Here is a 14,700-nt window from a genome sequence, read left to right on the forward strand (position 1 = left end):
ATGATTCGCTCTCCGTAACGGGTTCGCGTTGCGTTTGGTTGTGCATCAGCAGGATTGGCCGCGGCTCAACGTCCGCGCAGCATCGCGAGCAGCGAACGCGGCACCAGCGCGACCATCGCCAGATGCACGGCAAGAAACGCGGCCAGCAGCGACATCGCGCTGAAGTGCACGACGCGCGCGTTGTCGTAGCCGCCCATCAGTTCGCGCAGCAGCGGAAACTGCACCGACTTCCAGATCGCGAGCCCCGACAGCACGAGCACGATCAGATCGGCGATCACGAACAGATAGGCGAATTTCTGTACCGCGTTGTACACGCGCAGATCGTCGTGCGACAGCTTCCCGCGCAACGCGGCGACGAAATCGCGCAGCACCGTGCGCGGCGTCAGCGGTAGAAACTTGCGCCAGAAACGGCCGCTCGCGAGATTCAGCGCGATATACACGAGGCCGTTGATCACCAGCAGCCACATCCCCGCGAAGTGCCATTGCAGCGCGCCGCCGAGCCAGCCGCCCAGCGTGATCGCGGCCGGAAAGCTGAACGCCGGGAAGATCGGCGACGCGTCGTAGATGCGCCAGCCCGACAGCATCATCACGATCGCGGCGAGCGCGTTCAGCCAATGTGTGATGCGCAGCCACAGCGGGTGAATGACGCCGCGCTTCGGTGCGGCGGGCGCGGCGGGCGCGGCGGGTGCGCTGGGGCGCAACGCGTGGGGCATGGCCATGGGGCTCTCCTCGAGCAGCGGTGGAAAATGCGGCGTGCGCGATGTCGATCAACGGCACGCGGTAAGGTCGGTCGCTTGCAGCACTTCGCCGCTCGCGTCGCTTTCGACGAAGGCGACCACGCCGAAGCGATCGGCGGCGGCGTCGACGTTGGTGATCGGGGCGGCTTTCACGTCGTCCGGCGCATCGTGTACGTCGATATCCTGCCGAATCCGCGCATGACCCGCGACGAGCGGCACGGGCCCGAACCACGCACGCACGACGCGCTCGTGATGCAGCGTCGCGCCGCGGTTTTCGCCCGCGCCGACCTGCGAGGTCAGCGCGTTCTCATAGACCGCGAGATAGGCGCTCAACGGACCCGCGGTGGCTGCGGCCGTGCTGCTGAACTGCGCATCGACATCGAACGCGCCTGGCGCATGCGGGCTCAGCGCGAGCGCGACGCTCGCCTGCGCGGGTTCCGCGACGAGCTCGTCGATGCGGCGCTCGAAACTGTCGCGTCGCGACCAGTCGCGCAGCTCGCGGCCCGCGACGAAGACTTCCGGCGTATAGATCGTGTGCGCGCCCCCGAGATGGGTCAGCGTCTGTTGACGTTCGGTGAAGCGATGCTGTGAAAAGCGGTCGGTCCAGCCGAGGCTGTTCCAGTAGTCGACGTGCAGCGCGAGCGGCACGACGCCGTGCGCGGCGCCCGCGCTTTTCCATTGACCGAGCCAGCGGTCGGCGGGCGGGCAGCTGTCGCAGCCCTCGCTGCTGTACAGCTCGACCAGCGCCATCCTGTGCGCGGGGCTGTGCGTGGCGCACTGGGGACCGGCCGCGTCGGCCGCACTGATGCCAGAACCGCTCAGCAGAAGCAGCGCGAGACCGGCAGCGGGTGCCGAAAAAGACGTAAAGCGCTGAAGTATCGAGCGACTGTGCGCGGTCGACATGACGTGCTCCGATCGTAATGTGCACGTTTGTCGAACCGCGCGGCCGGTTATGACAGGCTCTTTTAATTTTTTCCGGCGTGGGCGGCGTGGGGTGCGCGAGCGAACTCTCGCCGGCGACTCAGTCGTAACTGACCACCACCGTGACGCGCGTGTCGATATTAGTACGCTGCGCGTTCAGCGACAGCAGCCCGCCCGCGCGACCGACCGCGTAGTGGCCGTCGCGGGCCGTCGTGACGTGCCCGGTGGCATCGACGAAACGCGCCGCCACCCGATCGCGCGACTGCGTGTTGCCGTTCACTTCGAGCGCGACGTCGGCCCCGCTGACGACACCCGGTGGCGCGCTGAACGTCACCGTGCGCGAGAAGCGCTCTCCCGCCACGCTCACGCTATCGACAGCGACGCCCGTGGGCGCCGTATCCATGCTGAACTGCATCTGCGGCGCGACGATCCTGCCTACGAAGCGGATCACCCCGCCCGTCACCGTCGATGCCGCCGGCGCCGCCAGCGGCGCGGCGAGCAACGCCGCCACCGCGATCGTGCGACCGACCGTTCGCCACCGCCTTCTTTCCGCTTTCATGTGCACCTCACTCCGGTCAACCGGCGCGAGTCGCCTCGCGCCCTTCATGCGCCATCCCGCGAATCGCTTCGCCGGAGCGCGGCCTTCGCTGCACTTTCTTTAACGGCAATCTTCCGACTGGCTTGAACGCAATGCGGACCCCGTCACTTTCATCTGGCACCGCGCAAAAACGACAAATCGATGGTGCGCGACGCCGCGAACAGAAGTGCGCGAGACAGCGTGCTAACATGAACCTTTCGTCTCGCTGCTGCCGCGCGACCTCCGGTTTTGTCGCGCGACACCTCCGCGACACCTCCGATTCGCTCTTCTGTCGACACCTGGTTGTTTTGCCCGTGACTTCTCTGCGCCGTCCGACTTTTCGTGCTCTCGCCCGCTTGCGCCCACGCCGCGCAGGCGGCTGCGCGCGCGCGAGCGGCGCCCCGCACAGCGCCGGCGAGACGTCCCCAACGCTCCCGCTTCACGCCGCCCGGCGCCCTCGCTGATGTAGCCCGCTGACACCCAGGGCCGCGTCGCCGGGCTCCGGGCTTTCCCATTCGCTCACTGATCCGCCAACCACCCCGGTTGGGTCGTTGCATGCGGCCTTTCTTCACCGGTCTTATCTGGAGTTCTGATGATGAAGAAGATCAAAACCTGCTATCTGACCGAACTCGACGTGACCCGCCTCGAGAAACTCGCGGCCGCCGACGCCAAGCTGCAGCACATGCTCGACGACGTGCTCGAACGCGCGGTGATCGTCGACTCGCACGACATCCCCGCCGACGTCGTCACGATGAACTCGCAAGCGACGCTGATCGACACGGCGAGCGGCGAGCAGATGACGTGGACCGTCGTCTATCCGCCGAACGCGGATTTCGCGCAAGGACGCCTGAACGTGTTCTCGCCGGCAGGCCTCGCGCTGCTCGGCGCGCGCCGCGGCGAGAGCATCCGCTTCACGCCACCCAGCGGCGATCAGAAAGTGCTCAAGCTCCACAAGATCCTGTATCAGCCCGAAGCCGCCGACGATTTTTCGCTGTAAGCCGGCTGTTCTGCCACTGTAAGTTGCCCTGTCCGATGCGTTCTCAAATTAAGAATAAGGGGCGTGTGACGTCGTCTGGATCAATCTTTTGATCCATTCGGACAGGTTGCCAAACCGTGCGCGGGCGGTGTATCGTGTGCGCTGCTAACGCGGGGGTCCTGCGTAGCGCGGAGCTGGAGGTCCGTGTTGCGTGGGTGAGAAATACCCTTTGAACCTGATCTGGATAATGCCAGCGCAGGGAAGCGTACGGATTTCGCACCCAGCCTCGACGGCCTCACCTCTGCGCGATTTCCGACCACTTCCATCTCAGTCTCCTGCTTAGCCGCCCCACTTTGTACGGAGACTTACATGAACGCCAATCCGAAGTTTATTTCCGCCGAAGCCCACGTGGACGAGGCGGCCGTCGCGCCGTTGCCGAATTCGCGCAAGGTCTACGTGAGCGGCTCGCGCCCGGACATCCGCGTGCCGATGCGCGAAATCTCGCAGGCCGACACGCCCGACAGCTTCGGCGGCGAAAAGAATCCGCCGATCTACGTGTACGACACGTCGGGCCCGTACTCCGACCCGGACGCGAAGATCGACATCCGCGCGGGCTTGCCCGCGCTGCGTCAGGCGTGGATCGAGGAGCGCGGCGATACCGAGCCGCTGAGCGGTCTGTCGAGCAGCTTCAGCCGCGAGCGCGCCGCCGATCCGGCCACCGCGCAGCTGCGTTTTCCGGGACTGCATCGCACGCCGCGCCGCGCGATCGCCGGCGCGAACGTGACGCAGATGCACTACGCGAAACAAGGCATCGTCACGCCGGAAATGGAATACATCGCGATTCGCGAAAACCAGCGCCGCGCCGAGTATCTGGAGAGCCTGAAGACGAGCGGCCCGAACGGCGCGAAGCTCGCCGCGATGATGGGCCGCCAGCACCCTGGACAGGCATTCGGCGCGAGCGCGTTCGGTCCGAACGGCCTCACCGAAATCACCGCGGAGTTCGTGCGCGAGGAGATCGCGCGCGGCCGGGCGATCATCCCGAACAACATCAATCACCCGGAAAGCGAGCCGATGATCATCGGCCGCAACTTCCTCGTGAAGGTCAATGCGAACATCGGCAACTCGGCGGTGACGTCGTCGATTGGCGAGGAAGTCGACAAGATGACGTGGGCGATCCGCTGGGGCGGCGACACGGTGATGGATCTGTCGACCGGCAAGCACATTCATGAAACGCGCGAATGGATCATCCGCAACAGCCCGGTGCCGATCGGCACGGTGCCGATTTATCAGGCGCTCGAAAAGGTCAACGGCAAGGCTGAAGATCTGACGTGGGAAATCTTCCGCGACACGCTGATCGAGCAGGCCGAGCAAGGGGTCGACTACTTCACGATCCACGCGGGTGTGCGTCTGCAATACGTGCCGCTCACGGCGAACCGGATGACCGGCATCGTGTCGCGCGGCGGCTCGATCATGGCGAAGTGGTGTCTCGCGCATCACAAGGAAAGCTTCCTGTACGAGCATTTCGAAGATATCTGCGAAATCATGAAGGCGTACGACGTGGCCTTCTCGCTCGGCGACGGCCTGCGCCCGGGCTCGATCTACGACGCGAACGATGAAGCGCAACTGGGCGAGCTGAAGACGCTCGGCGAGCTCACGCAGATCGCGTGGAAGCACGACGTGCAGGTGATGATCGAAGGTCCGGGCCATGTGCCGATGCAGTTGATCAAGGAGAACATGGACCTGCAACTCGACTGGTGCGACGAAGCACCGTTCTACACGCTCGGGCCGCTGACCACCGACATCGCGCCGGGCTACGACCACATCACGTCGGGCATTGGCGCTGCGATGATCGGCTGGTTCGGCACCGCGATGCTGTGCTACGTGACGCCGAAGGAACACCTCGGTCTGCCGAACAAGGACGACGTGAAGACCGGCATCATCACGTACAAGCTCGCCGCGCATGCCGCGGACCTCGCGAAGGGTCATCCGGGCTCGCAAGTGCGGGACAACGCTCTGTCGAAGGCACGCTTCGAATTCCGCTGGGAAGATCAGTTCAATCTCGGTCTCGACCCGGACAAGGCGCGCGAATTCCACGACGAAACGTTGCCGAAGGATTCGGCCAAGGTCGCGCATTTCTGCTCGATGTGCGGCCCGCACTTCTGCTCGATGAAGATCACCCAGGACGTGCGCGAGTTCGCCGCGCAGCAAGGCGTGACCGACGACGAAGCGCTCAGGAAAGGCATGGAAGTGAAGTCCATCGAATTCATCAGGCAAGGCGCTGAGATTTATCAGCGGCAATAAGCGCGAATAGTGCGAATAAGCGGCTTGCGTGATTCGCGCGAGCCCGCGCAGCCGTATCGAAGCCCGCCCACATGGCGGGCTTTTTTTATTCCGCCGGATCGAGCAGGCACGTTGCGTGCTGCGAGAAAGAGACACCCGTTTCCAACAACGAACGGAGGCAGCATCATGAATTCGATCCGTCAACTCGGTACTTGTCTTGGCACGGTCGCAACCGCCATTTCACTGGTCGCGGGCCTCGCGGCATGCGGCGACATGTCCCCGCGTACACGCGACACCGCGATCGGCGCGGGCGTCGGCGGCGCCGCTGGCGCGGCGATCGGCGGCAATGGCTGGTCGACGCTGGGCGGCGCCGCGGTCGGCGGTGTCATCGGTAATCAGGTCGGTAAGTGAGCGTACGTCCGGTGAGCGTGGAAACAGACTGAAATATGCGGTTGCGGTTTTGCCACAGCTTGCCGCGGCAAGAGCGTAAGCTCCTCACAACGATGTCGCGCGAAGCGGCGTCGGTTCATCCGGGAGCGCGCCATGAAGTCCCGCATCGTCATCCATCTTTGCGCGGTGCGCCTCTCGACGCCACGCGCTTCGTCCCCTCGTTCCGCGAGGTTCGCGCGGTCCGCCGCCGCAATTTCAACGCTCGCGTCGAGCCTCTTTTTGGCAGGCTGTTATTACCCCGTCGGCTACTATCCCGCCGCCTATTACCCGTCGTACTACTCGACCGCGCCCGCGACCGCAGCCGACCAAACCGCACCGGCGGTCGATCCACAGCAGGCAGCTCAAGCCCAGCCGCAAATGCAAGTCGCGCCGCAGGATCAGCCGCCCGCTTATGCGGTGTCCCCGCCCGTGTATGCGGCACCACCGGTCTATCCCGCCTACTATCCGCCGCCGGTTTATCCTTACCCCGCTTACTACGGCTACCCCGCCTATTACGGACCGTCGATCGCGATCGGCGTCGGCGGTTATTGGGGCGGGCACTGGGGCGGTCATTGGGGCGGACACCGGCATTGACGCGTCCTCTGTCGTCGTGAAGCGTGCTCGCGCCGGCACTGCAGTTGCCGGCACGCGCATTTCTTCGTAAGCCGTTTTTCCGCGCGCTTCGCCTGCCAGCGCGCCCACCCCGCCCGTACTTTCCCGGCTTGACGCGCCGGTATGGCGCCCTATGCTTGGAAAGCTTCGCGCAGCACCCGCTTAACTCAGGCGACGCCGCTTTGCCGAGGCCACTTGCGAGCGTCCGCCGTGCCACAGCGACGCGCCGTCATGCGCAGTCCCCCCGCGTCGAATTACACAACAACGAAGGAGACGTGATGTTTCATCAACTACTCACTCCGGTTGGCAATTCGCTTTTTCCGTCGTTCATCGTCGCCGCGCTGCCGATCATCGCCGTGCTCGCGCTGCTCGGCTGGGCGCGCAGGCCCGCGTGGCAAGCGTCGCTCGCGGGACTGATCATCGGTTTGATCGTGGCGATTTTCGTCTGGCAGTTTCCGGTCGGGCTCGCGCTCAACTCGGTCGCAGCCGGCGTCGTGTTCGCATGCTGGCCGGTGATGTGGATCGTGTTTACCGCGATCCTGCTGTACAACATCGCGCAGCGCTCGGGACGCTTCGCGGCCTTCCGCCTGTGGATGATCGACAACCTGCCGAACGACCGGCGCATCGTGCTCGTCGTGGTCGGCTTTTCGTTCGGCGCGCTGCTCGAGGGCATTTCCGGATTCGGCACGCCGGTCGCGATCACGAGTTCGCTGCTGATCATGCTCGGCTTTCCAACGCTCGAAGCGCTGACCTTCTCGCTGATCTTCAACACCGCGCCGGTCGCGTTCGGCGCGCTCGGTGTACCGATCACGGTGCTCGGCGCGGTCACGCATCTGCCGTCCGACACGCTCGCGAAAATGGTCGGGCGTCAATTGCCTTTCTTTGCGGTCCTGCTGCCCTTCTATGTGATCGGCGTGTACGCGGGCTTTCGCAACATGCTGCGGATCTGGCCGGTGCTGCTGGTGTCGGGCGTGAGTTTCGCGCTGACCCAGTTCGTCGTGTCGAACTTCGTGAACTACAGTCTGACCGACGTGCTGTCTTCGCTAATTTCGCTGATTCTCACGGTCGCGTTCCTGCGCGTCTGGAAGCCCGCCGCCGATCCGAAATTCGCGATCAACGTCGATCGCATCAACGACGTGCGCGGCAAGATCGGCGGCGTGCAAGGCTGGTATCCGTGGATCATCGTGTCGGTCGTCGTGATCATCTGGACGCTCGCGAGGATCTTCACGATCGGCGACATCAAGGTGCCGTGGCCGGGTCTCGACAAGGCCGTGTTCATCACGCTGTACAACACGCCGTACGGCGCGATCTGGGACTTCCAGCCGCTCGCGACCGGCACCGCCATCCTCGTCGCGGCGCTCATCACCGCGTTCGTCGTGCGGCTCTCGCCCGCCGAGTTCGGCAAGTCGATCTCCGATACGTGGGTGCAGACGCGCATCGCCATTCTGACCGTGGCAACGATCGTCGGCCTCGCGTATCTGATGAACTACTCGGGACTCAACTACACGCTCGGTCTCGGCGTTGCGTCGGTCGGGCCGCTGTTTCCGCTCGTGTCGGCGTTCCTCGGCTGGGTCGCGGTGTTCCTGTCGGGCAGCGATACGTCGGGCAACGCACTGTTCGGCAATCTGCAGGTGGTCGCGGCCAATCAGCTCAACCTGAATCCGGTGCTGATGGCGGCGACCAACTCGTCGGGCGGCGTGATGGGCAAGATGATCTCGCCACAGAACATTTCGACCGGCGTCGCGACCACCGAGTTGAAGGGCAAGGAAGGCATCGTGTTCGCCAGGACCTTCAAGCATTCGATCCTGCTGACGGTGCTGCTCGGCGTGCTCGTCTGGGCGCAGCAGAACTTCCTGCAGTGGATGATTCCGCACTGAGGCCGCACCGATAACGGCGCAATGCCATTCACATTGTTTCGCACGGCCGCCCGCGCCTCGCGGGCGCTGTTTGAAATCCCGTTTGAAATCCCGTCCTCATTGGAGCTCCGCCGGAGCGTATTTTTTCTCACATATCGGTGAGAATTGCTCGTTTGGCGTGTGTCCTCGCGGCGCTTACCATCGGCCTCATCGGACCCGGCCGTCTCCCGGATCTTGCCGTTTCATCCCGCAATGAAACGATTTGCGCGATCGCGCTGTTACGATGCGCTGACGTCCCGACTCAACTGCGCGCGGCGCCATTCCAATGAAAGCCAGAAACCTGCTGCAACTGCTGATCCTCGCCGCCCTGTGGGGCGCGTCGTTCCTGTTCATCCGCGTCGGCGTCACCGACTTCGGCGTCGCGCCGCTGATGGCGCTGCGCGTCGGCATCGGCGCCCTCTTTCTCGCGATCGTGCTGATCGCGCGACGGCCGCTGCAACAGTCCGCCACGGTGTTGCGCGAGCGCGCGCTGCCGCTGCTGGTGGTCGGCGTCCTCAATTCGGCGGCACCGTTCTGCCTGTTCGCGTATGCGGAGCTGACGCTGTCGGCGGGCGTCACGTCGGTGATCAATGCGTGCGCGCCGCTGTGGGGCGCGCTGGTCGCCTTCCTGTGGTTGCGCGACCGGCTCAGCGCGTTGCGCACGCTTGGTCTCGTGATCGGTTTTCTCGGCGTGCTGATGCTCGTGTGGGATCAGATCGCGGCGCCGGCCGGCTCGGCCGCCTCGCCGCTGACCATCGCGCTCGCGGCCGGCGCCGCGCTCGGTGCCACGCTGCTCTATGGCATCGCCGCCAACTACACGAAGCGTCACCTGACCGGCGTCGACGCGCTGACCGTCGCGACCGGCACGATGATCGGCGCGACGATCGTGCTGCTGCCGCTCGCGATCATCTACTGGCCCACCGCGTCGATCTCGCTACGCGCGTGGGGCGCGGTGATCGCGCTCGGCGTCGCCTGTACCGGTGTCGCGTACATGCTGTTCTTCCACCTGATCGCGGTCGCCGGGCCGACACGCGCGATCACCGTGACCTTCGTGATTCCGATCTTCGGCATTCTATGGGGCGCGTTGTTTCTCGGCGAGACGGTGTCGCCCGGGATGCTCGAAGGTTGCGCGGTGATTCTCGTCGGCACCGCGTTGGCGACCGGCGTGGTCAAGCGCCTGCCGTGGGTGGGGACGCGGCGCGCGGATACCTGAGTGCCCGTCGCGACGAAATGCCTGGCCGTAAAAAAACCGCCCGGATTTCTCCGGACGGTTTTGTCGAACCGGCGGCGTCGGCCGCAAGGCTCTCTTATCAGTGCAACTGGTCGACCATCAGGCTCATGATCTGCCTGGCCTGCGAGCTTTCGTCGAGCTGCCCCTTGTCGTCTACCACGGCTACGCGGGTCTGGTTCGGCGTCACCGCGCGCACGTTCACGCGGTATTGTTTGGCGACCTTCTCCTTCTTGCCGTGGAAGATCTGGCTCCAGAAGCCCTGCTCGGCCGACGACATATCCTTCGGATCGACATAGCGCACGAAATACAGGCCGCGGCTCACGTCGCGGTCGTCGACCGTGAAGTTGCTGCGATCGAGCGCGAGGCCCACGCGCAGCCACGCGCGGTCATACGGCTCGCCGAGTGTGAGTTCGCTCGACGAGATCTGCGCCGACGTGTTCGCCGAATCCGCGTCCGGCACCGGCTGCTGGGCCGACAGCGCGACATTCTGCGCGGCGACCGCGGCCGCCGCCGACTTCGCACCCGCCGTCGCCGCATTCGGCGCGATCTGCGTGCCCGCAGGCGACAGCTCGGCGTTCTGCGCGCCAGCCGCGCTGGTACCCGCGTTGGCACCTGAATCGGCCCGCGCAAGCGAGGCCATCAGACGCTTCAGATATTCCTGCTCGAGTGCCGGGTCGTTCGGCTTGGGCTGCCACTGCGTCGATTCGCTGTTCGTGCCGGTGATCGCCTCACGCATGCCTTTCTGGCTCACGAACACATAGGTGCCGCCGTTCGGCGCCGCTTCGAGGCGCGTGCGGTACTTGTTGCGCTCCGAGTTCACGTAGCTGTTGCCCATCGCCTTAGACAGCGTGTTGCGGATAAAGCCGTCGTTGATCTGCGCGTGGGTTTCGTTCCAGTCGGTTTCCATCACGCCCTTGTCGCGCTGGTCGACGACGAGCAGGAAGCCCTGCTCTTGCCAGAAGCGGCGGATTTGCGGCCAGGCCTGATCGGGCGTTTTGTTGTCGAGCACGAGCCAGCTCTCGGTGCCGTCGCGCTGGATGTGGATGCCCTGCACGGGCGGCACGACCGCGACCGCGTCGCCGGCCGGCGCCTTGGCCTGCACCTGTTTCAGCGTGGACAGCGAGGTTTCGCCGCCCTGCGGCGGCAGCGAACGTTGATCGGCCGTCTCGTCGATCATGTTCGGCGGTACGGCAAGCGATACCTGCTTCGAACGGGAGTCGCTCTTGTAGTCGATTTTGGTCGGCGACGAGGTGCCGCAGCCGGCGACCAGCCCGCCTGCCACGACCATTACTGCAAACCGCTTGGTGAGACGAAGATCAGTCATGTTCGGGGAATCCTTCCGCAACGCCACGGCAAGTTTCCGTGGATCAACCCAACATTTTACCGGTCCGGGCGAGGCGTGTGCAAAAACTGGGGTTTGCCCGCAAATCGCCCGTTATGCTATTTACCTTCTTATGAGGTAAATTTAACACTCAATAACGCTTTCGAGTTGACATCTGGAGTGTTCCCACGATCTCGCCGGATACCTGCCGAATAAGGGCTTCCGGTCTGCATGCGGCTCATTTTTGCGACCGCGGGCGGCCGTGTCCGCAGCGGTTTGCAAAGAACACCAAAAACCGGTGCTAGGTTAAACGATCTGTCTCAATAAAATCCGGCGCCAACGAGGAAGGCCACATATACAGTCGCGTCTCAATCCATCCGCGATCGCATCGGCGATCGCCGTCGTCGCGTGCTGCGCGAGCGTCGGCGCCCATGCCGAATTAGGTGGCACGATGCCGAGTCAGGCGGTGTCGGGCGCGAGCGCGCCGCGCACGCTGCTCAATGGCGCACTGCGCGAGCGCACATGGACCGACGCCGGCAATACGACCATCAACGAATATGCGACCAGCACCGGCCTGATCGTCGCGTATTCATGGCAAGGCCCGACGATGCCGGATCTGCATGCGCTGCTCGGCAAATACGGCGACTCGTACAAGACGGGCGCCTCGGCGGCGGCCAGTAGCGGCAATCTGCACGCGTCGCGGGTCACGCGCCCGGACGTGATCGTCGAGTCGGGCGGACCGATGCGTGGCTACGTCGGACGCGCGTGGCTGCCGGCGGCTTTACCCGCCGGCGTCACCGCCGACGATATCCAGTAACGCGTGCGCCCGCACGCGTCGCTCGCACACCCCTTCACGCCTGAGTTCCGTCCGTCGGACCGCCACGCCATGAAATCCGCCCTGCGTTTCCATGCCCTGCTCGTCATCGTCTGCGCGGCCCTCGTCGGCTGCGGCGGCGGAGGCGGCAGTTCGTCGTCCAGCCCGTCGGGCTCGTCCGGCTCGGGCTCGACGCCGTCCGCGAGCACGCCGAGCTCGTCGACCGGTTCGACGAGCGCGTCGAACACCACGCAGAGCGCGAACGTCCCGCAATCGACCACACCCAACGTGCAGCCGGTCACGGTCGGCGTCTCGCCCGGCAATACGCGCAACATGCTGACGACAAGCGTCACCGTCTGCCAGGCCGGCACCAGCAACTGCGCGACGATCGACGACATCCAGGTCGACACCGGCTCGAACGGCCTGCGCATCCTCGCCTCCGCGTTGCCGACGACCCTGGCGCTGCCGACCATCGCCGCGGGCAGCGGCGTGAGCGCCGAATGCGCGGTGTTCGGCAGCGGCTACGCGTGGGGCTCGCTGCGCAACGCGGACGTGCGTATGGCCGGCCAACAGGCATCATCGATTCCGATCCAGGTGATCGCCGATACCGCGCTGCCCGCCGCGCCCATCGACTGCGCCAACTCCGGCGCGTCGCTGCTGACGGTGTCGAGCCTGCACGCGAACGGCATCCTCGGCGTGGGTCTGTTCCCGGTCGACTGCGGCAGCGGCTGCTCGAATTCCGCGTTGCCGCGCTGGTACTACAGCTGCTCGACGAGCGGCTGCACCGCGACCGCGCAACCCCTCGCGCAGCAGGTCACCAACCCGGTCAGCAGCTTCCCGCTCGACAACAACGGCGTCGTGATCGACCTGCCGGCCGTCGCCGATGCGGGTGCGGCCGGCGCGTCGGGCTCGCTGATCTTCGGCATCGGCACCCAGTCGAACAACACGCTGACGAGCACGAACGTCCTCAAGGCGAACGCGGCGACCGGCTATGTGACGACCGCCTCGGGCGGCCAGACCTATGCGGTGAGCTATCTCGACAGCGGCTCGAACGGCCTCTTCTTCCACTCGACGCAGTTCCCCTTGTGCGGCTTCTGGTACTGCCCGACTTCGACGCAGTCGGCGAACGCGTCGATCACCGGCATCGATGGCGTGTCGAGCACGGTGTCGTTCGACATTGGCAATTCGAGCACGCTGTTCGCATCAACGAACAACGCGTTCGACAATCTCGCCGGCAATTCGAGTCAGGGCTTCGGCTGGGGCTTGCCGTTCTTTTACGGCAAACGCATTTACACGGCGATTGCGGCGCGCAATACGTCGGCCGGCCAGGGGCCGTATTACGCGTTCTGAGGTCGATCGGGTGGATGCGCGGCGACGCGCGTGGCGCGGTTGCGAACTCAGCCGGCCGCGCTAGCCGGTTGCGCGGCCGGCGTGGCGAGCTTCGCCGGCGCGAGCCAGCGGAATACGTCCAGCTCTTCACCGTGGAACGTGCATTCGGCGGCGGCCGGTGTGCTGAACTTCTTCGGCTGGGCCGGCTTCGCGGCCACCTTGACGTCCGACGCCGACGGGACAAGCGCCGCGGAAGCCGCCACCTCGGACGCGCTCACCAGATGCTCGATCGACCCCTCCACCACGACGCGCGAGCCGCGAATCGCGGCCCCGCGATGCGTGACCCGCAGGGTATCCGACGACATCCCCGACGACGCCTCGGCCAGCTTGCTGCGCATCAATTGCTCGCATGCGCTGGAGTTGCGGGTGACGATCGTGCAGGCGGCCAGCAGCGTCGCGGCGCTCGCGATACAGGCGATGGAGAGGATGCGAATATTCATCGATGTTCCGTTGTTCCAGGCGTCGGTCATTGTAGCTTACGGCCCCGTCGCCCGGCTCCGCGGCTGTCGGCCGCTTGACCTTGACGCGGCACATCGGCATCGTGTTGACCGGCCGCGCGGTCGGTGGCGCAATCGTCCGCCTGACTGGCCACATTGCGCGGCGAAATCGAAGCGACTTCCCCCCCAGTATCGACCCCGACTTCTTCATGCTCAGCCTCGTCCTGCTCGCGATCGCCGCCTACGCCGCGACCAATATCGACAACCTGTTCGTGCTGCTCGGCTTTCTGACCGAAGCGGGCGCCCAGCGGCGCAGCGTGGTCGCAGGGCAGTACGCGGGATCATTGATCCTCGTCGCCGCGGCGCTCGTGCTCGCGGCCTTGCTCACGCGCCTGCCGGCCGGTTATGTGGGCCTGCTCGGCTTACTGCCGATCGTCGTCGGCTTGCACAACGCATGGCAGCGCTTCGGTCCCGGCCATGCGCAGCGCAACCCTGGCGAGGCTGGCGAGGACAGCCTCCCAAGCGCACCGACATCCATTCGCGGTTCATCGAGCTGGACCGTCGCAAGCGTCGCAATCGCCAACGGCTCGGACAACCTCGCCGTCTACGTGCCGCTGTACGCGAGCCATACGGCTGCCGCGAACGCGCTCGTTTCGCTGGTGTTCATCGTCATGATCGGGCTGTGGTGCGCGGGCGCGGCATGGCTCGTCGATCATCCGTTGCTCGGCGCGCCGATCCGGCGGTACGGCTCGGCGCTGCTGCCGCTGATCCTGCTCGCGATAGGCGTATCGGTGATCGTGAACAACGATACGCTGCGGCTTTTGTTCGGCGGATGAGCAACGCGGGGCTGGGTCGCGGCACTGACCGGGCCGTTCGCCCGCTTCTGCAGCCGGGCATGTCGCGGCCCATCCCACCTCGGCCCTTGACGCACTCTCAATAATATGGTCCCATTGCGCACTATGTACCGCGCCCAGACCACCCTATCGCTACTACTAGCCCGCTCTACCGGGCTAGGTCTGCTGCTGCGCGCGTCCGCTTCTCTCTGAAACACCGAAGCATCGCTTGAATCCCCAGTAACTGA

Annotated in this window: 14 protein-coding genes and 1 riboswitch; of the genes, 9 read left to right on the forward strand and 5 right to left on the reverse strand. The window is 65.1% G+C overall.

Going from position 1 to position 14,700, the window contains the following annotated elements:
- Positions 1-65: 65 nt before the first annotated feature.
- From OKW43_RS26165 to OKW43_RS26175, 3 genes are all read right to left on the reverse strand, one after another.
- The gene (locus tag OKW43_RS26165; RefSeq protein WP_429450645.1) at positions 66-719 is read right to left on the reverse strand and encodes a cytochrome b/b6 domain-containing protein; all 654 of its coding nucleotides are present in this window, start codon (positions 717-719) and stop codon (positions 66-68) included.
- A gap of 48 nt (positions 720-767) precedes the next feature.
- Complete coding sequence (locus tag OKW43_RS26170; protein ID WP_429450647.1) at positions 768-1,640, reverse strand: DUF1223 domain-containing protein; 873 nt, start codon at positions 1,638-1,640, stop codon at positions 768-770.
- A 118-nt stretch (positions 1,641-1,758) separates the two neighbouring features.
- Positions 1,759-2,217: a hypothetical protein gene (locus OKW43_RS26175; RefSeq protein ID WP_187634953.1), complete on the reverse strand. Its 459-nt coding sequence runs from the start codon at positions 2,215-2,217 to the stop codon at positions 1,759-1,761.
- 613 nt (positions 2,218-2,830) lie between these two features.
- On the opposite strand from OKW43_RS26175, the gene OKW43_RS26180 reads away from it, so the two are divergent.
- The 6 genes from OKW43_RS26180 (at position 2,831) to OKW43_RS26205 (ending at position 9,640) form a co-directional block, all read left to right on the forward strand.
- Positions 2,831-3,232 carry a GreA/GreB family elongation factor gene (locus tag OKW43_RS26180; RefSeq protein ID WP_187634965.1) on the forward strand — a complete coding sequence of 134 codons (402 nt, stop codon included), beginning with the start codon at positions 2,831-2,833 and terminating at the stop codon, positions 3,230-3,232.
- Between the two features lie 141 nt (positions 3,233-3,373).
- Positions 3,374-3,491, forward strand: a riboswitch (TPP riboswitch).
- 89 nt (positions 3,492-3,580) lie between these two features.
- Positions 3,581-5,512 (forward strand): phosphomethylpyrimidine synthase ThiC, encoded by a 1,932-nt coding sequence (gene thiC / locus OKW43_RS26185; RefSeq protein WP_187634952.1) that lies wholly within the window; start codon positions 3,581-3,583, stop codon positions 5,510-5,512.
- Between the two features lie 165 nt (positions 5,513-5,677).
- Positions 5,678-5,902 carry a glycine zipper 2TM domain-containing protein gene (locus OKW43_RS26190; RefSeq protein WP_187634951.1) on the forward strand — a complete coding sequence of 75 codons (225 nt, stop codon included), beginning with the start codon at positions 5,678-5,680 and terminating at the stop codon, positions 5,900-5,902.
- Positions 5,903-6,034: 132 nt separating this feature from the next.
- Positions 6,035-6,514: a hypothetical protein gene (locus tag OKW43_RS26195; protein WP_187634950.1), complete on the forward strand. Its 480-nt coding sequence runs from the start codon at positions 6,035-6,037 to the stop codon at positions 6,512-6,514.
- A gap of 296 nt (positions 6,515-6,810) precedes the next feature.
- Entirely contained in the window at positions 6,811-8,409 is a 1,599-nt protein-coding gene (locus OKW43_RS26200; RefSeq protein WP_429450650.1) for an L-lactate permease, read from the forward strand.
- Between the two features lie 304 nt (positions 8,410-8,713).
- Positions 8,714-9,640, forward strand: a complete 927-nt coding sequence (locus OKW43_RS26205; protein WP_429450652.1) for a DMT family transporter — start codon at positions 8,714-8,716, stop codon at positions 9,638-9,640.
- 97 nt (positions 9,641-9,737) lie between these two features.
- Here OKW43_RS26205 and bamC read toward each other — a convergent pair whose 3' ends face one another.
- Positions 9,738-10,982, reverse strand: coding sequence for an outer membrane protein assembly factor BamC (gene bamC, locus OKW43_RS26210; protein ID WP_429450654.1), 1,245 nt, complete (start codon positions 10,980-10,982; stop codon positions 9,738-9,740).
- 352 nt (positions 10,983-11,334) lie between these two features.
- Here bamC and OKW43_RS26215 point away from each other — a divergent pair, with 352 nt between their 5' ends.
- Positions 11,335-11,796 carry a DUF2844 domain-containing protein gene (locus tag OKW43_RS26215; RefSeq protein WP_429451790.1) on the forward strand — a complete coding sequence of 154 codons (462 nt, stop codon included), beginning with the start codon at positions 11,335-11,337 and terminating at the stop codon, positions 11,794-11,796.
- 69 nt (positions 11,797-11,865) lie between these two features.
- On the forward strand, positions 11,866-13,143 hold the full coding sequence (locus OKW43_RS26220) for a DUF3443 domain-containing protein (protein WP_429450656.1): 1,278 nt from the start codon (positions 11,866-11,868) through the stop codon (positions 13,141-13,143).
- 47 nt (positions 13,144-13,190) lie between these two features.
- Here the strand turns inward: OKW43_RS26220 and OKW43_RS26225 are convergent, their stop codons facing one another.
- On the reverse strand, positions 13,191-13,622 hold the full coding sequence (locus OKW43_RS26225; RefSeq protein WP_429450658.1) for a hypothetical protein: 432 nt from the start codon (positions 13,620-13,622) through the stop codon (positions 13,191-13,193).
- 206 nt (positions 13,623-13,828) lie between these two features.
- Between OKW43_RS26225 and OKW43_RS26230 the strand changes: the two genes are divergently transcribed.
- On the forward strand, positions 13,829-14,455 hold the full coding sequence (locus tag OKW43_RS26230) for a cadmium resistance transporter (RefSeq protein WP_187634944.1): 627 nt from the start codon (positions 13,829-13,831) through the stop codon (positions 14,453-14,455).
- Positions 14,456-14,700: the final 245 nt, after the last annotated feature.

It is taken from the genome of Paraburkholderia sp. WC7.3g, assembly GCF_050436345.1.
In the GTDB taxonomy this organism is placed as follows: Bacteria; Pseudomonadota; Gammaproteobacteria; order Burkholderiales; family Burkholderiaceae; genus Paraburkholderia; species Paraburkholderia podalyriae.